Origin of the sequence: Caballeronia sp. S22, from assembly GCF_964261745.1 — a bacterium.
GTDB lineage: Bacteria > Pseudomonadota > Gammaproteobacteria > Burkholderiales > Burkholderiaceae > Caballeronia > Caballeronia jiangsuensis.
The window spans coordinates 26,885-48,118 of sequence record NZ_OZ180039.1 but is presented as its reverse complement, the minus strand read 5'-3'; the positions used below and the strand labels follow the sequence as shown (position 1 = coordinate 48,118).

At 62.2% G+C, this 21,234-nt stretch carries 16 protein-coding genes; 1 reads left to right on the top strand and 15 read right to left on the bottom strand.

Annotated features, from left to right (window positions below):
• Positions 1-8: 8 nt before the first annotated feature.
• The 9 genes from ACEN42_RS32140 to ACEN42_RS32100 form a co-directional block, all read right to left on the bottom strand.
• Entirely contained in the window at positions 9-1,064 is a 1,056-nt protein-coding gene (locus ACEN42_RS32140; RefSeq protein ID WP_371882736.1) for a Rieske 2Fe-2S domain-containing protein, read from the bottom strand.
• A gap of 12 nt (positions 1,065-1,076) precedes the next feature.
• A complete protein-coding gene (locus tag ACEN42_RS32135) occupies positions 1,077-2,036 on the bottom strand; it encodes a 2Fe-2S iron-sulfur cluster-binding protein (RefSeq protein WP_371882735.1) in 960 nt (319 codons plus the stop codon).
• A gap of 43 nt (positions 2,037-2,079) precedes the next feature.
• Complete coding sequence (locus ACEN42_RS32130; RefSeq protein WP_187603425.1) at positions 2,080-2,925, bottom strand: alpha/beta fold hydrolase; 846 nt, start codon at positions 2,923-2,925, stop codon at positions 2,080-2,082.
• The gene (locus ACEN42_RS32125; RefSeq protein WP_238211870.1) at positions 2,922-3,284 is read right to left on the bottom strand and encodes a RidA family protein; all 363 of its coding nucleotides are present in this window, start codon (positions 3,282-3,284) and stop codon (positions 2,922-2,924) included. Before ACEN42_RS32125 ends, ACEN42_RS32130 begins: the two co-directional genes overlap by 4 nt.
• A gap of 146 nt (positions 3,285-3,430) precedes the next feature.
• Complete coding sequence (locus ACEN42_RS32120; RefSeq protein WP_187603427.1) at positions 3,431-5,191, bottom strand: hydantoinase B/oxoprolinase family protein; 1,761 nt, start codon at positions 5,189-5,191, stop codon at positions 3,431-3,433.
• Entirely contained in the window at positions 5,184-6,971 is a 1,788-nt protein-coding gene (locus ACEN42_RS32115) for a hydantoinase B/oxoprolinase family protein (RefSeq protein WP_371882734.1), read from the bottom strand. The genes ACEN42_RS32120 and ACEN42_RS32115 overlap by 8 nt, the downstream gene beginning before the upstream one ends.
• Positions 6,972-6,980: 9 nt before the next feature.
• Complete coding sequence (locus tag ACEN42_RS32110) at positions 6,981-9,044, bottom strand: hydantoinase/oxoprolinase family protein (protein ID WP_187603429.1); 2,064 nt, start codon at positions 9,042-9,044, stop codon at positions 6,981-6,983.
• A gap of 650 nt (positions 9,045-9,694) precedes the next feature.
• Positions 9,695-10,384 carry a TetR/AcrR family transcriptional regulator gene (locus ACEN42_RS32105; protein WP_371882733.1) on the bottom strand — a complete coding sequence of 230 codons (690 nt, stop codon included), beginning with the start codon at positions 10,382-10,384 and terminating at the stop codon, positions 9,695-9,697.
• A gap of 227 nt (positions 10,385-10,611) precedes the next feature.
• Positions 10,612-11,829, bottom strand: a complete 1,218-nt coding sequence (locus ACEN42_RS32100) for a diguanylate cyclase domain-containing protein (protein WP_371882732.1) — start codon at positions 11,827-11,829, stop codon at positions 10,612-10,614.
• Positions 11,830-12,403: 574 nt separating this feature from the next.
• On the opposite strand from ACEN42_RS32100, the gene ACEN42_RS32095 reads away from it, so the two are divergent.
• Positions 12,404-13,585, top strand: coding sequence for a porin (locus tag ACEN42_RS32095; RefSeq protein WP_371882731.1), 1,182 nt, complete (start codon positions 12,404-12,406; stop codon positions 13,583-13,585).
• A 230-nt stretch (positions 13,586-13,815) separates the two neighbouring features.
• On the opposite strand, the gene ACEN42_RS32090 is transcribed toward ACEN42_RS32095, so the two are convergent.
• From ACEN42_RS32090 to ACEN42_RS32065, 6 genes are all read right to left on the bottom strand, one after another.
• On the bottom strand, positions 13,816-14,256 hold the full coding sequence (locus ACEN42_RS32090) for a hypothetical protein (protein WP_371882730.1): 441 nt from the start codon (positions 14,254-14,256) through the stop codon (positions 13,816-13,818).
• Positions 14,257-14,398: 142 nt separating this feature from the next.
• On the bottom strand, positions 14,399-15,844 hold the full coding sequence (locus ACEN42_RS32085; RefSeq protein ID WP_371882729.1) for a DEAD/DEAH box helicase: 1,446 nt from the start codon (positions 15,842-15,844) through the stop codon (positions 14,399-14,401).
• A gap of 28 nt (positions 15,845-15,872) precedes the next feature.
• Positions 15,873-16,772 carry a hypothetical protein gene (locus tag ACEN42_RS32080; protein WP_371882728.1) on the bottom strand — a complete coding sequence of 300 codons (900 nt, stop codon included), beginning with the start codon at positions 16,770-16,772 and terminating at the stop codon, positions 15,873-15,875.
• Positions 16,773-17,018: 246 nt separating this feature from the next.
• On the bottom strand, positions 17,019-18,395 hold the full coding sequence (locus ACEN42_RS32075) for a nucleobase:cation symporter-2 family protein (RefSeq protein WP_371882727.1): 1,377 nt from the start codon (positions 18,393-18,395) through the stop codon (positions 17,019-17,021).
• Between the two features lie 54 nt (positions 18,396-18,449).
• Positions 18,450-20,726 carry a molybdopterin cofactor-binding domain-containing protein gene (locus tag ACEN42_RS32070; protein ID WP_371882726.1) on the bottom strand — a complete coding sequence of 759 codons (2,277 nt, stop codon included), beginning with the start codon at positions 20,724-20,726 and terminating at the stop codon, positions 18,450-18,452.
• The gene (locus ACEN42_RS32065; RefSeq protein ID WP_371882725.1) at positions 20,723-21,196 is read right to left on the bottom strand and encodes a (2Fe-2S)-binding protein; all 474 of its coding nucleotides are present in this window, start codon (positions 21,194-21,196) and stop codon (positions 20,723-20,725) included. The genes ACEN42_RS32070 and ACEN42_RS32065 overlap by 4 nt, the downstream gene beginning before the upstream one ends.
• Positions 21,197-21,234: the final 38 nt, after the last annotated feature.

Genomic DNA, 21,234 nt, shown 5'->3' with positions numbered 1-21,234 from the left:
CCCGCAACTCACGAGACAGCCTGTTCGCCGAGCCCGAGCCTTGCCAGCGCCCGCCGATACTCGATCGACATGCGATCCGCGGGAATATGGATTTCATCGCGCAAATCGAGCGGCAACTGATTGGGAGACTGCGCTTCCACTTGCGGCGCATCTTCCGCATTGATCCGCATCGTGAAGTCGATCAGCGCTTCTGCTGGCGTGAGCCGGCTTTCATCCACCACGACCTGGAAGATCCGCGTCGAGCTCGCGCTGACCGGCGATGCGATGTCGTAAATCCGGTAGACGTGCCCGGTCTTCGGATCGAAGACCTTGACCGACGATGCAAACGGCAGCGTCAGTTCGTAGGAGTAAACAGCGTGCCGATAAACCGGTGCGGCATCGGGGTTCGAGCTGTCGGCATAGCGCACCTGTTCGGTGATGTCGGCCTGGAAGGAAAGCCGCGTCTCCGATATCGATACGTCGTACGGTGCGATGGCCTCTTCGGGTCCGCCGAAGGTGCCCGTGTGCACCCACGGCACATGGCAGATGTCGTTGAAGTTCTCGACATGCCGCGCCGCCGACGACTGCCACGTGCTCGGCGGCACCACCGCCACGGTGCCGCTGCCGTTTTCGATGGCGGGCCATTCGGGCAGGCCGGCGCGTGGCGTCGATGCGAGGCATACCCAGACGAAGCCATAACGCTCCGTGCACAAGTACGTCTTCAACCGCAGCTTGCCCGGCACCGGAGAACCGGCGGGCAGCGCCGGAATCCGCACGCACACGCCCGCGCAGTCGTAGTGAAAGCCGTGGAAGCCGCACACGAGCACGCCGTCCTTGATCGAGCCGAGGCTCAGCTTCCCGCCGCGATGACTGCATACGTCCCGCGCCGCCCTCACGCCATCCGGTGTTCGGTAAAGGACCACGGGCACGTCGAGCAGGCGCACGCCGGCCGGCTTGTCCGTCACTGCCGACGAAAGCGCGACCGGATGCCAGAACGCCGACAGCACGTTCCAGTCGGATTCGCTGAAGCCTGTGTTCGACGGCATCGCCGGCTTGGCCTGAGTATTGTTGACGGGAAGGAACATTGTCTCGACTCCTTATAGATCCAGCGTGAGTGTTGTGCCGGGCTTGCCTCGCGACACGCAGATCATCATTCTGTCGCCGCATGCCCGTTCCCCTGGCGACAGGCAGTAGTCGCGATGTTCGATGTCGCCACCGAGCACGGTCGTCCGGCAGGTGCCGCAGATTCCCTGTTCGCAATTCAGTGGCGGCTCGACGCCATGCTCCCGAAGCACTTCGACGATGCTGCGATCGGCCGGCACGGTTGTCTCGACCTTGCTGCGCGCCAGTACCAGGTCGAAGCTCGCCGCCTTCGGTTCCGGTGCGGCGGGCGCGGCGAAATACTCGGTGTGCAGCGTTACGTCATGACGCTCGCCCACCGACGCGGACACGGCCTTCATGAAGCCCGTCGGTCCGCACAGATACACGTGCGCGCCCGCCGGAATGCCTTGCGTGAGCCGCGCCGCGTCGAAGCGCTGATAAGGCGGCCCGTCGTCGAGATAGAGGTTTACTTGCTGCTCGAATGCGGCATGCTTCAGTTCGTCGCGGAAGGGCGTTCGCGCAAGCGAGCGCGTGGCGAAATGCATCGCAAACGGGCGGCCGTCGCGTGACAGGCGCCGCGCCATCGCGAGGAGCGGCGTCACGCCGATGCCGCCCGCGACCAGCACCGCCGGCGCATCGACGTCCGCGAGCGCGAATGCGTTGCGCGGCTCCCCGACCGCGATGCGGCTGCCGGCCTCCACTGCGTCGTGCATGAACGCCGAGCCGCCCCGGCCATCGGCGACTCTCAGCACGGCGATCACGTAGCGGTCGCGATCTGCATCGTCGTTCAGCAGCGAATACTGCCGTACTGCTCCGGTCGGCAGATACACGTCGATATGAGCCCCTGCCTCGAACGAAGCCAACGGGCCGCCATCGGGCCGCACCAGCTCGAACGAACGAATCCCGTCGGCTTCGTCGATGACGCGCCTGACTCTTAGCTCCATCCTGTCGTTCATGACTCACATCCTCGGATTCGATCGCGGCGCCGTTCCGCTTTTGCTACGTCCAGCTCTCCGGGCCGACGATCGAAGCCCCTGAGTTGCGCTCGCTCGACAGGAACGCGGATAGCGCAGCCGCGAACTCCTCGGGCGCTTCGATGTTGCAAAGATGGCCCGCGCCCTCGATGACCGTCAGCCTGCTTCCGGCAATGTGCTGCGCGAGGTACTCGCTTTCGGACAACGCGAACACCCGGTCATCGTCTCCTGTGACGACGAGCGTCCCCACTTCGATGGACGGCAGCGCCTGACGGAAATCGGTCGTGACGAGCGCGCGCAGCGCCTGCTTGTACGATTCCGGCCGCAATGCGGTGAGCGACAGGCGCAGCCGCTCGCGAATCGCGGCATCGGCTCTTTTGCCAGCCAGCACGTCGACGAGACCCGGCGCGATATCGGCAATCGAATGGCCCGCCTCCAGCGGTCTGAGCCGCTTCGCGAGGAAGTCCTCGCGTTCCGCCGCGGTGAGCAGATTCGCGCCTGCGCTCGTCGCCGCGAGCGTGAGCGTCGCGACGCGCTGCGGACAACGCATATAGAAGCTCTGCGCGATGAAGCCGCCCATCGACAGACCGACCACGTGCGCACGCTCTGCGCCGAGATGGTCGAGCAAGGCTTCGAGGTCGAGTGCGAAATCGTCGAAGACGAGTGTCTCGCCGGGGTCGTCGCTGTCGCCATAGCCGCGGGCGTCCCAGGCGACGCAGCAATACGCACCGCCCAGCCGCTCGAGTTCGCCTCGCCAGTTGGAACGATTCCCGCCGACGCCGTGCAGAAACACGGCGAGCGGTCCGGCGCCGGCGCGCTCGTATGCGAGCCGCACGCCACCGCGCCGGTAATAACCCGTCGAGCTGTTCATTTGAAATGGTCCGGCAACACCGCGATCGCCTCGATCTCGATCAGGACGTTCGGATAGATCAGCGCATCCACCTGCACGCCGGTGCTCGCGGGCTTGTACGCACCGAAATGTTGCTGGCGAACGTCCCAGTATTCGGCGGTGACGTTCTCGGTGAGTTCGCAGGCGAAATAGGTGGTCAGCTTGACGATATCGGTCATCTTGCCGCCCGCGCGTTGCAGGATGGCCCGTATATTGGCGAAGCACTGATGCGCCTGCGCGGCCAGGTCGCCCTCTCCCACGAGCTTCCCGTCCGATCCGAGCGCGATCTGCCCGGACAGATACACCGTGTTGCCTCCCCGAACGGCGGGTGCGGGCGGCATGGCGTGCTCCCAATCCCATTCGGGCCGGATAGAAACGATATGGTTGTTGAACATTTTTTCCCTTGGAATGCGTACATCGCTGCCGCTGCGGCGGGGCGCGCGCGGCAGCCGTTTCGGAGTGGGTCGTCGCCTGCCGGGCGCGCGTGCTATCCGGCTGCGGGCACCGCGGCCCGCAGCCGCGCCCGCAACGCTTGCGTCTCGGCGAGATCGACACGCGGCGCGTCCATCTCGACGATCACGACGCCGTAGTCCTCGAATGCACTGTTGGGCGAAACGTATTCGTCGAGCACGTCGCGCAGGACCAGCTCCGGGTCGCGCTCGAGCGGATCGCCCCAGCCGCCGCCGCCCTGCTTGCGCGCGAACACGATCTCGCCGGGCTGCTGGAAATAGCTCTCCCGCGCGATGTACACCGGCTCTTCGTTGGGTCCCGTGTAGTCGAGCACGACGAGATTGCCGACACTGTCGCCGCCGCCCGCGAAGCCTTTGAGCGGATAGCGCGAATGCTGGACCTGGAAGTGATTGCCGACCGCATCCGTGGTGGCGCGCCGCTGCATCAGGTGCGCCGGAGAGCCGCGCCAGCGGCCCGGCGCGGCCGTGTCGATGCCGTACTCGTTCTGCAAATAGAGGAACGGGAACAGCACTTCCATCAGCTCGAACGACGGAATCCGCAGCGACCCGTGAGGCGCCGCATAGCCGCCCCATCCGTCGGCGCCATACGCGCCGCCGCTCGACACGGGCGCGGCCGAATAGTCGAAGCTGATGTAAAGCTCGCTGTCGTAGCGCTTGTTGAGGCCGAAGATCACATCGATGGTCAGGTCGATGAAGGCCGAGCCGGTGCGCTCCGGCACGACCTTCTCCAGCGCTTTCATCGTCGCCTGGCCGATGTCGTTGCCGATGCACAGCGTCGAGTTGCCGACCGGCGCCGGCGAATACGGATTCACCACGGTGCCTTTCGGCAGATGGACCTTGATCGGCCGGAAGAACCCCGAGTTCACGGGAATACCCGCCATCGCTACCGAGAATTCGGTATAGACCCACGACAAACTGTTGCCGGGCGCGCTGTTGATGAAGCCCTGCGTCTGTTCGTGCGTGCCCGTCAGATCGACCGAGCAGGTGTCGCCTTCCACCGTGATCGCCACGTCGACGTTGATGTCCTCGCCGCCGCCGAAGTCATGATCGAGAATGCTCTGGCCGCGATACACGCCGTCGGGCCATGCCGCGATCACGGAACGTACCTGCTTCTCGCTGTAGTCGAGCAGGTAGCCGATCGTATCGATGATCGTTTCGAGACCGTACTTTTCGATGAGACGCAGAATCCGGTCTTCGCCGACCTTGCACGAACCGATCATCGCGTTCAGATCGCCCATCATCGCGTCGGGCAAGCGATTGTTCGCGCGCAGCAGGTCGACGACGTCACGCCGCATCTCGCCCTTCTCGCAGATCTTCATCGGCGCGAGGCGGAAGCCTTCCTGCCAGATCTCGCTGGCCTTCGAGTTGTAGCCGCCCGGCACCGGTCCGCCGATCTCCATGAAGTGCGCGCGCACCGCCGGAAAGAAGACCGGCTTGTTGTTGTAGAAGATCGGCTTCATCACCGTCCAGTCGGGAAGATGACTCCCCCCGAAATACGGATCGGTCGCGATGATCATGTCGCCTTCGTTCAGGTTGTACTTGAACTCGCGCAGCATCGCCTCGACCGAGGTCAGCGAAGCGTAGATGTGGACCGGTTGCGAATTGGCGCGCGCGAGCAGATCGACCTGCGTGCCGCGTGCATAGAAAATGCCGGTCGAATAGTCGTGCGCTTCGGAGAAGGCCGGCGAGACCGATGTGTTTTCCATCGTCTTGCTGATCTCTTCGGAGACCGTCTCCAGATATTGCCGGACGATCTCGGCGGTGATCCTGTCAACCATGTTCGCGCTCCCGGGTTTCAGTGAGTGCTGCGTGTACGCCGCGGATGAGCTCGGTGGCGGAATGATCGAGCGTCAGCGATTCGGGGTCGATCGCCACGCCATAGCGCTGGTGCGCGGCCTCGACGCTCACGAGCCCGTCGACGACGTCGGTCAGCACCTGTTCGGGCGCCCGCGCATACGGGTCGCCCCAGCCGGTCCCGCCGCCCATGACGACCGTGATCGTCGCCTCGTCCCGCAACGGCCAGCCGGTGAGGACATCGAGGACGTCCAGCTCCTTTTCGCCGATGCTGCGAATCTCGATTGCATTGCCGCTTCCCGCCTGCCCGCCATGCGGCGCGAGCCCGCTCCCCGAACGCGGAACGACGACGGCGGTCAGCCGCAGTTCGCCCGCCGGCGGACGCGGAAGCGAGATGACCGCGCGCGTTCCCGGACTTCCCCGCTGCGTGCCGGGACCGCCGGAATCAGTCGCGTATTCGAATTGCTCGACGCGTCCGCCTCGCCCGGCTTCGTACAGTTCGACCGAAGGCAGCGGCACCCGCGCCGCGATACCGGGCAAGCCCCAGCCGTCGTGTTCGGCGGTGGCGTCGGTGTCGCCCAGCGCGAAGTTGGAGAAGTCGAACATTTCCGCCTGCTCGACGGTGCGGCCGTGACGGGCGAGGTGATGGATGGAGAACAGCAGCATCGCGTTCGACGTGACGCGTCCGCCGCGTCCCGGCAGCGCGAGATCGATCGCGGCGCTCACGGCCTCCGCGATCTCGCAGCCGGCATGCTGCAAGCCCCATCCCGTCGGCGCCGGGTAGCGCGGATTCACGAGTGTTCCCTCCGGCGCGATCACGTTCACGCATCGCATCGATCCGGCATTGCACGGCACTTCGCCGCCAAAGGCCACGATGAGCGGCAGGACGGCAAACGTCGAACTCACGGACCGGCTCGCGTTGACGAAACCCGGCGACTGCGCATCGGTGCCGGAGAAGTCGATCGTCACCGTGCCGTCGATTGCGCTCAGCGCCACCCGCACAGTTGCGTCGCGGTTGCCGTGGGCGTCGTGTGCCAGCACGCCCCGGCCTTCATGACGGCCGGGCGGAAGCTGTTCGATCAGCGCGCGCATGCGCCGCTCCGAATAGTCCAGCACCCAGTCGACCGCCGCGAGCAACGGCTCGCGGCCATAGCTGTCGAGCAGGCCGCCGAGGCGCGACCGGCCGATCTCGGCTGCCGCCATCATCGCTTCGATGTCCAGTCCGAACGCCACCGGATTGCGGCTGTTGAGCGACAGGGTTTGCAGCAGGTCGCGGCGCAGCTTGCCTTCCCGCACGAGCCGCACCGGCGTGCAGCGCGCGGCTTCCGCCCATAGCTCGGTCGCGCCCGGGTCGAGATTGCCGCGCACGTTGCCCGCGAAATCCTCCGTGTGGCCGCACACCGCGACGTACAGCGTGATGGAATCGCCGTATGCGACGGGCGCAACCAGCGTGAAGGTTTGCAGTCCCGCGCCGCCGCCGTAGGGATCGTTCGTCAGCAGCATGTCTTCGGCTGACAGGTCGTACTGGAAATAGTCGATCACGGTGGCGGCCGTCATCGCCATCGGATACATGTAGAGCGGATTGCTGACCGCGATCAGTTGCCCTTCTTCGGTGAACAGCGCGGTCGCGCACCGGCGCGATACGCCGATGGTCGGCGAGTACGCCGTGTTGGCCAGCGTCGCTTCCATTTCGGCGACGACAGCCTCGAACTTGCTGCGCAAGATCGCGGCGGAAACAACGTCCTGTCTGGGTGGCATCGTCATGGCTTCCCCTTAGTCCAGGCTTTCGATGACGTAGGTCTGGTAGTGGTCGAGCACCGCTTCCTGGCCGGGATAGATGACGATCGTCGTCGCGGGTTCCTCGATGATCGACGGTCCCGCGATGATGTTGCCGGGTGTCACTTTCGTGCCGTCGTACACCGGCACGTCGAGATAGCCGAGACCTTCGAAGCTCGCCGAACGCGTGCCCTTGCGCGCCTGATCGGGCTTCTCCGAGCCGAACGGCTGGCTGCGGTACTTCATCGTGTCGCGCGTGCCGATGAGGTCGGAGCGCACACTCAGAATTTCGACCGGCTGTTCCGGCCGCTTGAACGAGTAGAGCTTCGCGTGCAGATCGTGGAAGTCCTGCAAGGTCTTCTTGAGCGTGAGATCCGACACGCGCTTCGTGCGCGAGCGGATCGGCACGGTCACTTCGTGCGTCTGGCCGACATAGCGCATGTCGATCGAGCGTTGTGCAACGACTTCGATCACACCGTGCGCCGAGGCGAGAAGCGCTTCCGGTTCACGCTCGATATCCTCGAAGATGCCGTTGAGCACATCGAGATCCACCTGACCGATACGCGAGATGTAACTCTTGACCTTCGAAATCTTGAAGTCCGATATGAGGCAGCCGAGCGCGCAGAACACCCCGGCGTTCTTCGGCACGAGCACCGTCTTGATACCGAGATCCTTCGCCTGCACGCCCATGTGGATCGGCCCGGCGCCGCCGAACGCCATCAGCGCGAAGTCACGCGGATCGCGTCCGCGCGACACCGACACGTAGCGCACCGCGTTGGTCATCGCACCGTTGGAGATGCGGAAAATGCCGCTCGCCGCCTCTTCCACCGAGATGCCCAGCGGCTCGGCGATGCGCGTGCGGACAGCTTCCCGTGCCGCCTCGATATCGAGCGCGATCTTTCCGCCGCCGATGGCACCCGGATTCAGGTAGCCGAGAATCAGATTGGCATCGGTGACGGTCGGCTCCTTGCCGCCGCGCCCATAGCAGGCAGGGCCGGGGTTGGAACTCGCGCTGCGCGGGCCCACGCGCAAGGCGCCGCCCTCGTCGATCCAGGCGATCGAACCGCCGCCCGTCCCGATCGAGTGGATGTCGATCATCGGCGCGGCAACGCGATAGCGATTGACCCACGAATCGACACCGACGTCCGGCGCACCGTCGTTGATGAGGCAGACGTCGTAGCTCGTGCCGCCCATGTCGACCGCGATGATGTCCTTGAACCCCGACCACTCGCCCACCGCGATCGCCGCCGTCACGCCGCCGGAAGGCCCCGACTGGATCAGTTCGACGCCGCGTTCCGTGCAGTAGGCGAGATCCATCACGCCGCCGTTGGAGAGCTTGATGAACAGCTTGCCGCCGAAACCGCTCTCGACGAGGCGCGCTTCCAGTCTGCGCAGGTAGTTGCTGAGTTTCGGGCTCAGATAGGCGTTGAGCAGCGTGGTGCTGAAGCGCTCGAACTCGCGCACTTGCGGCAGCACTTCGGACGAGATGGAAATGTGCGCGTCCGGCAACTCTTCGCGAACGATCTCGCGCGCGCGAATTTCATGGACGGCATTCTGAAACGAAAACAGAAAGCAGATCGCCACCGATTCGACGCCGAGCTTTTTGAGTTCGCGCGCCGCCTCGCGCACTTCAGCTTCGTCGAGATGGAAAACGATCTTGCCTTCGCTATCGATCCGCTCGGTCACGCCCTTGCGCTTCTGGCGCGGCACGATCGGAAAAGGCGCCGGCAGACGGATGTCGAAATGATCTTCCTTGAAGCCGGTGCGCAGTTCGATGATGTCGCGAAATCCCTTCGTCGTGATCATCCCGGTGTTGGCCCCCGCATACTCCAGGATGGCGTTGGTGACGACCGTTGTTCCGAGAACGAAGGAACTCGTCTCGCGGAACAGCGTCTGCACGTCGGTGCGAAAATGCTCGGCCATCATGGCCACTGCATTGAGAATGCCGGTTGCCTCATCGGAAGGTGTGGTCAGCGTCTTGCCGCTGAATGTTTCACCTCCATTTCGGACAACGAAATCTGTAAATGTCCCGCCGACGTCGATGCCAATTTCGTAACCCACGAACGCTCTCCCTTATCAACATGCGCGGGCTGTCTCTAATGCCCGCGCTCATGCCGGATTTCGTCCTCGGAACGTGCTGCGTTCATCGGACGACCGCACAGTTCGACAGCGCCGCACGACGTCCCGATGTGAATCAGGAACGATCGAGCCGATCTGCCACCTTGCAAAGCCACATGCAAATGATTTCGATGCGCCGGAAAAAGCTCATGGGCGCGGGTTTTCTCGCGAGCCATCGTGACGCCGTCGCCATACCGAACGCGACCGGCAGTCTCGATGTCGTTCCTACGTCAATCACTTTATAGGTAACACTACAGATAAAGTATAGGTAGTTTAACCAGCAAATCAAGATAGATCGGCTGTTTGTCCGCGTTGCCAAAGGCTAGGACATACCCTGACTTTTCTAATCAATAGGTACGCCGACCGATTAAGGTGCATGTTTGGATCGAAATGGGGAATGCGACAGGACGCGCGTAGATCGGCGTATCGGCAAAAGGAGTCGATAGCGCCGCATGGCGGGCGATCATTGTGAGGAGCGGCTGTAAGGAGGGAGACGGCGAGAGCCCAGGCGCGAGGGCTTTGGTTCGACTATGCGATGGAGACGTCTTTGTGGCGACGCGGCGACGGCGGGTCGCCGAAACACGACATGCAGGTCAGCTTGAGGCGTTGCTCAGCGCTCTCCAGACGCCCTTTGTCGCGCGTCGCAGCGCGTCACGCTCGGGCACGCCCGGTCCGCTGCGTCGGCAGAAAACGATGAGTCCCTGCACATGGGCCATGATCAGCGTGCCGCGCATGGTGCATTCCTCGGCCGACAGGTTCGGATTGATTGCCGCGATGAGGTCGACCCAGATCTGGCAGAGTTGCTTGTTCCCCTCCACGACGAGTTCGCTTACGCCTTTGTCGCGCTCCGCCAGCGTCCAGATGTCGAGGCAGAAGGCTGCCACGCTGGACTTCGGCTGGGCAGCATCGACCAGAACGTCGTCGAAAAAATCGTCGATCATTGCGTCGAGACGCGCTTCGGGCGTACGAAGCTTGTTCCTGCTCAGCTTCGAATAGCGCTCGATATAGCGGCTGTACGATTCGCGGATCGTCGCATGTAGCAGTTGGTCCCGCGTGCCGAAGTAGTGCTGGAGGGTGCTCAGCCGTAACCCGACGGCCTGGGCGACGCGGTTCGCGCTGTAGCCCGCGTAGCCTTCGGATGCGAAAATTTCAATTGACGCTTCGAGGATTTCAGGAATGCGGCTCGCCTTGTTGCCGCGCAATCTCACTTTCTTCGCGGCGGGCTTGTCCCGTTCTTTACCCAGAATGTCCGCCGAAGTGATTTTGATCGCCATCGTTTTCATCAGGAAGTTCCAGTATCGAAATTCTCGTCTTCGCGGTATCGGTGGGAATTTGCGCTTATCGCGCGGCGTCCGTTCACTTTTCCCGGACAGTTGCATGCGATGCAACTATGCCACGTCTTGGATATTAGCATGGCAGAGCGGGGAAATAGGTTCTATTACCTATTATCAGACGAGCCGGCGCGGCGCAGCGTGCGTGTCGCTGGTGCTGTTAACTCCGGGAAGCAAGCTCAGAGGACCGTCAGGCGGCGGTCCGGAGCATCGTCGAGATTCGTGCGTGTCGTTGCGCCTCGCGCGATCTCGAGCCGATTGCCACCGCGCGATTTCGCGCTATAGAGCGCGCGATCCGCGGCCGCGAGAACCTTTGCCAGCGTGTCTTCTTCGGTCCCGAAGCGCGCCATGCCGATGCTCACCGTCGCCGCGATCTCAACTCCGCCCGCCGTGCGCGTGACCGTCTGCGCGAATCGGCGCACAACGGCTTCGGCCAGGTCTTTCGCGCGGGCGCTTTCGTGCCCCGGCAACAGCGCGGCAAACTCTTCACCACCGATGCGCGCCAGGATCACATCGCGTCCGAGCACGCTGCTGAGAATCCTGGCGAACGACTTCAGTACTTCATCGCCGGCTTCGTGGCCGAAGCGGTCATTGATCGCCTTGAAGTGGTCGAGATCGAGTGCGAGACAGGACGCCGGCGGAAAGGCGTTGCTTTCCCGGATCGCGCGTGCGCCTTCTTCGAAGAACCATCGGCGGTTGCCCAAACCAGTGAGGTAATCGGTCTGCGATTCGCGTCGCAGATCGGCGTGGGCTTCGTCGCGCGCGAGACGCAGAAGCGTCATCGGCAGGATGACCGAATACAGCACCCCTTCGTACATCGTCGCCTGGCCGACGATCGCCAGCAAGTGCGGTCCGAACGATGCCGCCAGCCACGGCAGAATGGCCGCCCTGAACGCGTAGAAGAGCGCGTGACCGCCCGTTACGGCCACGGCGATGTTGCGCGACTGCCTCCATTTCGAATCCCGTGTGCCGAGGAGTTCGCGCGCGGTCAGACCGCACACCACGGAGATGGGGATGGCGCTGAGGTACGCCCACATCACCGCTTCGCCGCGCTCGCCCGCGATGGCCCAGGCGAGCGCGAGCATCGACACAATGGTGAGGGAGATCCGGCCGTAGCGGCGTCCGTTCAGAAGCGCGACGCCTTGCAGGTTCAGCAGATACCCGCCGACGATGATGAGATTCGCCAGCGCGGAGCCCACGACGCCCGAAAGGCCCGGAACGTTATGCCGAATCGCGGCGGTGGCGCAGCCGAACGCGAGCGTAGCGTAGCCTGCTGCGAGCACGCCAAGTTCGCGCCTGCGCCGTGGATACGACCGGCGTTCCCAGAGCGTCAAGGCGCTGCTTGCGAGTAGCGTTCCGATTGCTAAAAGGTAAAGGGTGATGAGGTCGACACGCATGCGCTCGTTAAGCTTTCTCCCAGCCGAAGACGATCTAACATGACTCGTTTACGGCGGGAAAATCAGAAAATTGAGGCGAGCATATCTGATTGCATTGTCTTTTTTTCGATTCATTTAGTCATGACCGTCGAAGCAGTCGCTTTGCACAAGGTCGACCTCTGCCGACGTCCGAAGAGGATCCCTTGGACGTCAGCGAATCGATCATCGGAGCCGTGCGGCGTGCATTGCGATGCGTGCATGATCACCCGCTCGATGTCGCGTTTGTTTCGGCAACGTATCGCCGGATCGCGAAGGCTTGGCGGTCGGGATCAACGCGGATGTCCAGCACGCAGTATCTGCCGTTCTGAAGGTCCAACGGACATGGACCTGCATATCAACGCATGTAGTCCAACGCCGATCTTTCAAAAGGCCTATTTCAAGTTGGCGAATCTGACTGTAGTCGCATAGAGTGAGTGGAGCACATCGCGCCTTTTCGTTTCGATGATTCGCACGGCCGCATGCGTACGGACATCGAGGTCTGTGTAGAAAGCGTTCCAGGAGAACTGCATCTCCCGGACTTGGCTGGAGCAGGCAAATGAACAAGATGCTTATAACCGGTGCCACGACGATCATCACACTCGCCGGCGCCGCGCATGCGCAAAGCAGTGTCACGCTTTACGGGCTCATCGACGCGGGTCTGACCTACACGAACAACCAGATCACCGGGACGGGAGGCGGACACAGCAACTGGGAGATGACAAGCGGTGCGGTTCAGTACAGCCGCTGGGGCTTGCGCGGGGCTGAAGACCTCGGCGCAGGGTTGAAAGCCATCTTCACCCTGGAGAGTGGCTTCAACCTGAACAACGGGCAGTTCTCGTCGAGCAACCGCATTTTCAATCGCCAGGCTTATGTCGGCTTGTCGAGCCGCGAATACGGCGCGCTCACGCTGGGCCGCCAAACCGACGGCATGGTCGATTTTGTCGCGCCGCTCTCATTGACCGGAACGGAGTTCGGCGGCACGCATTTCGCGCACCCGTTGGACAACGACAACCTGAACGATTCGTTTCAGATAAACAACTCCGTGAAGTACCTGAGCCCGTACTTCGCCGGCTTCCGATTCGGCGCGCTTTACGGCTTTTCCAATCAGGCTGGTGGCTTCACGAACAATCGCGCCTATAGCTTCGGAATGTCGTATGTATCGGGAGCGTGGAGCTTCGGGGCCGGTTACCTCCAGCTCAACAGTGCCGCGCGTACGCCGGCACAGTTGAACGCGAATGGCGCAGTCACCGATACAACCGGCTCGTCCCTGCAAAGCGCGCTCACGCCGACCGCTGTGCCTTTAGGCGTGCTGGCCAGCAGTCAGAAGACTTTTGGCGCCGGCGTGAACTACACCTTCGGTCCGGCTGTGGCGGGCTTCGTCTATTCGCACAGCAAGTTCGCCCAGTTCTTCCAGAATTCGTTAAGTGGGACTTTCCAGAACTTCGAGGGCAACATTCGCTACGCGCTCACGCCGGCGGTCGAATTATCGAGTGCCTATACCTATACGCGCGCTGGCGGAAATGGAGGCGCCGGCGGAGCTCCCCATTGGAATCAGGTGAGTGCGATGGCCGACTACCGCTTCTCGCGACGCACCGATGTGTACATTCAGGGTGTGTGGCAACGGGTGAGTCCAAGCGGCAATTCGCCACTGGGCGTGGCATGGATTAACGGCGTCACCGAGCCGTCTTCCACGAGCAATCAGATCGAGGCGACCGTCGGCGTGAGGCATCGCTTCTGATGCTCCAGGAACGGTTGAGTTGCCTGAAAGCGGGATGAAGGAGACCAACTGTGATGTTCATGCGCTCCTTATCTTCGTCGCGATAGCAATTGGATTGGAAGTCCTCGCTTCCAAACATCATCGCCTTATCTGCATCGCCTCGTCGCTCGCTATCCTGCCCCTTGCTAGGTGGATGGGGCATGCCATCGCGCAACTGGCTGAACTCACGTATAAGGTTATTGCTGTCGACTCTAGCTCTCGTCAGAGGCCGGACGTGTTGCGAATTCCTGGCCCTGAGGCTGAAGTAAATCTCTCGTCCGATACGTGGCCCGAGCCTCGAGCTGTTGAACAGCAGCGCGCCTTTTTGGAGCCAACGACCCCAGCGTTTCCAACATGTGAGCCGTCGCGTCCCGTCCTGCTTCCACGACGGTGCCGAAATCAGCAGTCTGAAGTGCAGCGGTGTCTGCGCCCGCAATCGGACGTTTCCGCATGGCCTGCCTCAGGATGAGAGTCTTGTGCTGATAAAAGAGTTCGAGTTGCCCCGCATCCGATGCATGAGGTGCCAAGTCGAAACTCTCTTCAAGCGTCTGGCGTGAGATGTGAAAACGTTGAAGTCCGCGAATCACGCGAACCTGGAACACGACCCCGTCACTGTTGTGAGGGATTGCCGCCCAAACCAGCGCGCTGCCCATGCCATGCCTCCATTTGACTTCAAGCCTGATTCAAAACTCCTTGCCCTATGATGGCGCTCAAAAAATACGTTTCAAAAATACGACTTCGTGGCTTTGACATTTTTACGACAGGAGGCTTGTGAGCCTTGACCTGGACTACGGATCAGGGTCGCCGTTTGCTGCGGCCACCAGCGGGGTTCCCAGCCGGCTTATGGGAACCCGCAGCCGGCTTGCCTGCGGGTTTGCTGCGTGGCTTTTGCACATTGAAGGGATTACTGCTGGGCAAGCTCGTGCCTTTCCCTGCGGCCACAGCGCCCTGAGCCGCAGGCTTGCGCTTGTTTTTGGCACTTTGCGGGTGCAGTCCTTTGCTGGCTACCTGCATGGAACCCGGCGCAGCTTGTGGCACTTTGGGCTTCTTGGGCTTTTTGGGTTTCTTGATGAGCTGGCCTGTCGCGCTGGTTTGCGGCACGCGGTGATCGGCCTCAAAACCCGGCTCCTCTTCACGGGGCAGCGTTTGCCGGATCAGCGCTTCAATCGCGGCCAGTTGCGGCGCTTCATCGGCACATACGAGAGACACTGCCACGCCGCTGGCGCCCGCGCGGCCAGTTCGGCCAATACGGTGCACATAGTCTTGCGCCACGATCGGCAGATCGACGTTGATCACTAGCGGCAGGTCGTCGATATCCAGCCCACGCGCAGCCACATCGGTGGCTACCAGCATATCCACTTCGCGTGTCTTGAAACGCTCCAGCGCACGCAAGCGCGCGGGTTGCGGTTTGTCGCCGTGGATAGTGTCGACCGCATAGCCCGCCTCATCCAGCATCGCGGCCAGGTAATCCACGCCGTTGCGGGTTTTGACGAACACCAGCGCATGCTTCCATTTGTTCTCAGCCAAGAGGTGCATCAGGAGGTCGGGCTTGTTCCTTTTATCCACCGGCACCACCCATTGCTTGATCCTGCTGGCCGTAGCATTGGGCGGGCTGACGCTGATATTGACCGGGCCGCGCAGAATGCTTTCCGCCATTGCGCGAATGTCATCGGTAAACGTGGCGGAAAACAGCAGGGTCTGGCGCCGAGCGGGCAAAGCAGCAAAGACGGCGTTGAGTTCGCGCGCAAAGCCCAGATCCAGCATGCGGTCGGCTTCATCCAGCACGAGCGTCTGTACCTGATCGAACTGCACTGCATTCTGGCGATTGAGATCCAGCAAACGGCCCGGCGTCGCAACGAGCACGTCTACGCCTTTGCGCAACTTCATCATCTGCGGATTGATACTCACACCGCCGTAGGTGGCCAAACAGCGTAAGTCGAGGCCTTTGCCGTACTCGATAAAGCTTTGCAGCACCTGTTCAGCCAGTTCACGCGTGGGCACCAACACCAGAACCCTTGCGCGATTGCTGGACACCGCCGGGCCGAGCTGCGTCAGCCGTTGCAGCAGCGGCAGCGCAAAACCCGCCGTTTTGCCGGTGCCGGTTTGTGCCGCAGCCATGATGTCCTTGCCGCTGAGCACAGCAGGAATCGCCCTGGTCTGCACCGGCGTAGGCGTCTGGTAATTGAGGTCCTGCAAATTGCGCAGTAACGGATCGATCAGGCCGAGCGAAGCAAAAGACATGCGCGTATTCCGGACTAAAACCGCAATTTTAGCGGTTACTGGCCTGATTGCACTGCACGGAACGATGGTCGAAAAAATCGACGTTGGTTGCAGTTGAGAAATCTAGTGGTAGCCTCGGCGGGCTTGCGGTTGCTTTGTGATGCCGCTCGCAAGCGTCAGCTACCTGTCCGGCGAACTGAGCGATCCGCCCGGACCGTACGGGTCGGGGTTGCCGAATCGAGGAAGCGAACCGTTCAACCGCGCCTTGCGAAGTTCGTCTTGCACGTCCTGCCGGCGTTTTTGGAGCCGGTGCCGCTGGCGAGGGCAGCGGAGTGTCGACCGGCCCCGGCAGGCTTTGGATCGCAGGCTGAGTCGTCTCATCCCACGATGCTGAGTTCGCCGTTTCGGGCTGCACAGAGAGGAATGCGTCATGCCTCGGGCTGTCCGCTTGATCGATCTGCGCTTCACGATGCTCGGAGGACAGAGTGTTGTCGTGCACGCTTTCCGCGCGCTCATTGCTCTGCTGCGCTTTATGCTTGCGCTCGGCCGGTCGCCTCGGCTGCTGCGTGATAGTAGGTAGGGCTCGAGATGTCGTCGGCGAGAGCCTTCTTTTTCCGACGCTCGAAGTCTGCTCGGTCTCCTCTCGCGGACTCGAATCCAGTTCATCGCCAGCGTCTGGCCCACCCGCGCTCAAAGTCGTTTCGATAGTGCCCGACTTGCTTGCGTCGATATCTTCCCGCTCTTCGGAATCGGCGATCGCCGGACCGGCACTCGCCCTGAGCGCCGACGAACCCACAGCGCCCGTCACTACCGATGCCTGTTGCCGCGATGACCAGGATTGTTCATCCGGATGGCGCTCATGATGCTGCAGCAACGCGAACAAGCCGATGATCGATATCCCAATCACCGACAGGCCAAGTATGACGATACGGTCTGAAGTTCTAACCATCAGATTATTGCTCCCTGCTTGTACGCCTACGACCTCGGACGAGCGGCCCCATAGCCGCGCACGCCCGAGACCACTCTCGTCTTGCATACGGAGCGGAGCGCCACAGAGATTCAAGTCGTTACAGATTCTTTCACTTGAGACGCACAGGATCAGAGGTTACCGCTGTCAGGGGACTGAAGCCACACCCACTCTCGCGGCGCGCGGCGCCATCCGCACGCGCCGCGTCACCCGCCACAACCAGCCGCCCTATTGCTCGACGAGACACACGGGCCCATCGTCTTCGATCTGTGAATGCGGATCGGCGCGAGGAATGCCGTTGAACAACAGGTTCAAGCCGACCGAGGTAAGACAGGCCAATAGTATGCTGCTATGCAGGAGCGGTTGAATCCAGGCCGGAAGTTGCTTGAACAGGGTTGGAGAAAAGGTCGGTAAGAGCGAAATGGCCAGCGTTGCGGCGACGATATAAACGTTGCGCCGGCTGCTTTCGAAATCCACCCTGGCCAGGGTCCGGACACCCGCCGCCGTGACGACGCCGAACATGAATAGCCCCGCCCCGCCCAGCGCCGGCAAGGGCACCGATGCCACGATCGTCGCGAGCTTCGGCAACAGTCCAAGGACACAGAGGATCACCCCAGCGGCCACCGCGACCCAGCGGCTTTTCACGCCCGTAACGACTACCAGCCCGATGTTCTGGCTGTAGATGGTGTAGGGAAAGCCGTTGAATACGCCGCCGATCACGCTGGCAAGCCCGTTGGCCCGCAGACCATCCGTCATGTTCGCGGCCGTCAGGTGCTTGCCGGTGACGTCGCCTGTCGCCAGAAAAAGACCCATCGATTCGATCATGATGATGACCATCACGATCACGATGGTCGCTATCGCGAGGGGGTCGAAGACAGGCCAGCCAAAATAAAAAGGCTTGACCATGTCGACCATCGGGGCTTGCTCCACGCCGTGGAAATTGACCATCCCGAAGGGGATCGCGACCAGCATGCCTGCCGCCAGCGCGAGCAAGACCGATATATTCGACCAAAACCCCTTCAGCCAGCGGTTGATCACGAGGATCATGGTGAACACGAACCCCGCCAGCGCAAGGTTATGCGGCGCACCGAAATCCGCCGCGCCTCTGCCACCGCCGACCCAGCTTACGCCCACGGGAAACAGCGAAAGCCCCACCACCATGACGATCGAGCCGCCCACGATCGGCGGGAAATATCTCACGAGTTTGCCGAACACTGGCGAGATCAACATGGTCAGCAGCCCACCGGCTATCACCGCGCCGATCACCGCTGCCAGGCCGAGCCCCGGACTTGTGGCGATCACCAGAATGGGCGGGAGCGCGCTGAACGCGACGCCCTGCATGACAGGCATCCGCACGCCGAAGCGCCAGAATCCGCCCGACTGCAAAATCGTCGCAATGCCGCACGTGAATAGATCAGCATTGATGAGTACAGCGATGGCTTCCTTCGGAAGCTTGAGCGCGCTGGCGATGATCATCGGCACCGCGATAGCTCCAACGTACATCACCAGTACATGCTGGAAGCCGAGCATGAAGAGTAATCCCGGCTTCGGCACTTGATCGACAGGGGCCGGTTCGGGGCGTCGCAATTCAGATCGTGCATGCATACATTGTCTCCTGCATAACTGGGCATGGCGCCAGCGTTGTGAGTATGGTCAAGATCAGGTTTGGGCCATAACGAACGGCGTTGCGCGCAGTCGTTTGCCAGTTGCAGCGAAAATCGCATTGCCTATGGCTGGTACGACGGGGGGATTCGACAGTTCTCCAACACCTCCCGGCGGGCGTCCGGACGGTGGCACTATCTCGATCGCCAACTCGGGCGCTTCGTGTATGCGCAGCACGGGGTAGTCGTGAAAGTTGCTCTCGCGCACCTGGCCGTTTTCGATGTGGATCGCATTCGTCAGTGCGGTCGACACGCCCCAGAAAATCCCGCCCGCCAGTTGCTGATGCACCGAACCGGGATCGACTGCAAGTCCGCAGTCCACCACGCAAGTGATCTTATTGACCTTGACCGTGTCCTCCTTCACTTCTACGTCGGCAACGATCGCGATATAACTTTTATATCCTTCATAGACGGCGACGCCCTGCCCGCGGCCCGCGCCGATATCGCGGAAGTTATTCGCTTTCCAACCGGCGAGGACAGCCGCCCGATCGAGTACAGCTTGCAAATTGGGCCGACTGGAAAGCGCTCTGCGACGATAGTCCACCGGGTCCTGTCCGGCCGCGTACGCAGCTTCGTCGATAAGACTCTCGATCGCGAAGATATTGGGTACATAGCTCACTGCGCGCCACCACCAGATCGGGAAACCGGGTTCGTGTCGTACCCATGCGAGGTCGAGAGAGGCGATGTCGTAGTAAAAGTCGTCGCGCATGCCTTCGGTGCAACTGGGATCTACCGGAACCTTTGCCAGAAAGCCTGGGTCATCGGGTTCCTTGATCGACGGCACCACCGCACGCAGACTGAAGCCCAGCAGATTGCCGGAAGCGTCGAGTGCGGCGCGCGCCTTGTGCACGCTGGCGGCGTGATAGTACAGGCCGCGCACATCGTCCTCACGACTGTAGAGCAGCTTGATCGGGCGACCCATGCGCTTCGAGATAAAGGTGGCTTCCAGAATCTGATGCAGTCCCTCGCGCGCTCCGAAGCTGCCGCCGGCCTCGGTCAAGTGAATGCGGACCTTGTCACGCGGCACGCCGGCAATCGATTCCGCCGCTTGCGCGCACCGCGAAGGCACCTGAATGCCTCCCCAGTATTCGACTCCATCCGGCTTGACCCACGCCACCACGCTCAACGGCTCCATCTGAGCATGCGCCTTGTACGGCATGCTGTAGACCGCCTCCACGACGCGCGGCGCGTCCCTGAACGTCGTTTCAGCGACGCCTTTCGTCTTCGACTTCATGCCTGGATCGTCGACGCGCTTCTTCATCTCCTCGAGGACGGTATCGGAATTGAAGCTCGCGAGGTCGCTCTCGCCCCACTCGACTTTCAATACCGTTCTTGCGCGCTGCGCAGCCCAGAAATGATCGGCAACGATGGTCACTCCGGGCTGCGCCACACCGTTCGCAACGGGCATCGCGGGCATGTTCTCGCGAAAGTGCGCGATAACATCCGGAATCTCGATGGCAAAGACATCGCGTACGCCAGGCAACGCCTTGACCGCGTCCGCGTTGAATGACTTCACGCTCGCGTTGACGACAGGCGGATGAATCACGATCGCGGTCAGCATGCCCGGCAGCTTGACGTCGATTGCGTATTGAGCGCGCCCTGTTACCTTGTCGGCAACCCGATAGCTGCGGCGCTCCTTTCCGATCAGGACGAACTGATCGGGGCGCTTGAGCGTCACCTGTGCCGGAACCGGACCGGCTGCCGCGCCCGCCGCAAGTTCGCCATAGGATGCCTTGCGTCCGCTCGCGGGATGGAACACCACGCTAGCCGCAGCGTTGCAGGCATCCTGGTCGACCGACCAACGCCGGGCGGCTTCAGCGACGAGCATGGCCCGGGCAGTCGCGCCGGCGCGCCGCAGGGTATCCCATTCCAGCGACACGCTCGTGCTGCCGCCGGTCGCGTGCATTCCCCAGAGCGGATGAAGATAAGCCTTCGCCAGCGGATCGTCCGGTTGAATCACTCGCACTCGATCCCAGTCCGCGTCGAGTTCTTCCGCCAGCATCAAGCCGAGCGCGTTCTTGACGCCGGTGCCGCTATCGAACTTGTGTACGACGAGCAGCACCTGATTCTCCGGCGTGATTCGAACCCAGGCGTTCGGTGCGAAGTTCCCTGCTGTGCTGTCCGTGATCGATGCTGCCCGCGCGCTGCGGATGCCGATCCCCGTCGCGTGGATCTCGAGCAGCAGGCCGCCCGCGAGTGCAGCGCCGGTCTGGAGAAAGCGTCGGCGGCCCACGGAAACGTCAGGTGCGTGCAGGTTCGGCTGATCGCGCTTCATGCTGCCGACTCCTTGCGAAGGGCGGCGGCAGCGCGATGGATCGCGCGGCGAATCCGGACGTACGTCCCGCAGCGGCACAGGTTGCCCGCCATCGCCGCGTCGATCTCTTGGTCGTTGGGATTGCGCGTATGTCGGAGCAACGCGGCAGCCGACATGATCTGACCGGACTGGCAGTAGCCGCACTGTGGAACATCTTCTTCCTGCCACGCCTGCTGTAGTGCGTGCAGGGTCTGCGGCGCGCCCAGGCCTTCGATCGTAGTGACGCGCTGCGCGGCGACGGACGCCAACGGTGTCTGGCAGGCCCGCACCGCCTTTCCGTTCAAATGGACCGTGCAAGCGCCGCACAGGCCCATTCCGCAGCCGTATTTGGTGCCGGTGAGATTCAGTTCATCGCGCAGCACCCATAACAGCGGCGTGTCGCCCGGCATGGCAACGGTGCGGCGCTCGCCATTCACTTCGAGCATGGTCATGTCGTCTCCTGGGTTACCGTCGGTGCGGCAACATTCTC

What these genes read in the sequence shown, in the direction of transcription:
- ACEN42_RS32080 (WP_371882728.1), bottom strand. Translation starts at nt 16,772, where the DNA reads ATGGTTAGAACTTCAGACCGTATCGTCATACTTGGCCTGTCGGTGATT.
- ACEN42_RS32125 (WP_238211870.1), bottom strand. Translation starts at nt 3,284, where the DNA reads ATGCCGCCCGCACCCGCCGTTCGGGGAGGCAACACGGTGTATCTGTCC.
- ACEN42_RS32105 (WP_371882733.1), bottom strand. Translation starts at nt 10,384, where the DNA reads ATGAAAACGATGGCGATCAAAATCACTTCGGCGGACATTCTGGGTAAA.
- ACEN42_RS32085 (WP_371882729.1), bottom strand. Translation starts at nt 15,844, where the DNA reads ATGTCTTTTGCTTCGCTCGGCCTGATCGATCCGTTACTGCGCAATTTG.
- ACEN42_RS32075 (WP_371882727.1), bottom strand. Translation starts at nt 18,395, where the DNA reads ATGCATGCACGATCTGAATTGCGACGCCCCGAACCGGCCCCTGTCGAT.
- ACEN42_RS32120 (WP_187603427.1), bottom strand. Translation starts at nt 5,191, where the DNA reads ATGGTTGACAGGATCACCGCCGAGATCGTCCGGCAATATCTGGAGACG.
- ACEN42_RS32115 (WP_371882734.1), bottom strand. Translation starts at nt 6,971, where the DNA reads ATGACGATGCCACCCAGACAGGACGTTGTTTCCGCCGCGATCTTGCGC.
- ACEN42_RS32100 (WP_371882732.1), bottom strand. Translation starts at nt 11,829, where the DNA reads ATGCGTGTCGACCTCATCACCCTTTACCTTTTAGCAATCGGAACGCTA.
- ACEN42_RS32140 (WP_371882736.1), bottom strand. Translation starts at nt 1,064, where the DNA reads ATGTTCCTTCCCGTCAACAATACTCAGGCCAAGCCGGCGATGCCGTCG.
- ACEN42_RS32130 (WP_187603425.1), bottom strand. Translation starts at nt 2,925, where the DNA reads ATGAACAGCTCGACGGGTTATTACCGGCGCGGTGGCGTGCGGCTCGCA.
- ACEN42_RS32090 (WP_371882730.1), bottom strand. Translation starts at nt 14,256, where the DNA reads ATGGGCAGCGCGCTGGTTTGGGCGGCAATCCCTCACAACAGTGACGGG.
- ACEN42_RS32135 (WP_371882735.1), bottom strand. Translation starts at nt 2,036, where the DNA reads ATGAACGACAGGATGGAGCTAAGAGTCAGGCGCGTCATCGACGAAGCC.
- ACEN42_RS32070 (WP_371882726.1), bottom strand. Translation starts at nt 20,726, where the DNA reads ATGAAGCGCGATCAGCCGAACCTGCACGCACCTGACGTTTCCGTGGGC.
- ACEN42_RS32095 (WP_371882731.1), top strand. Translation starts at nt 12,404, where the DNA reads ATGAACAAGATGCTTATAACCGGTGCCACGACGATCATCACACTCGCC.
- ACEN42_RS32065 (WP_371882725.1), bottom strand. Translation starts at nt 21,196, where the DNA reads ATGACCATGCTCGAAGTGAATGGCGAGCGCCGCACCGTTGCCATGCCG.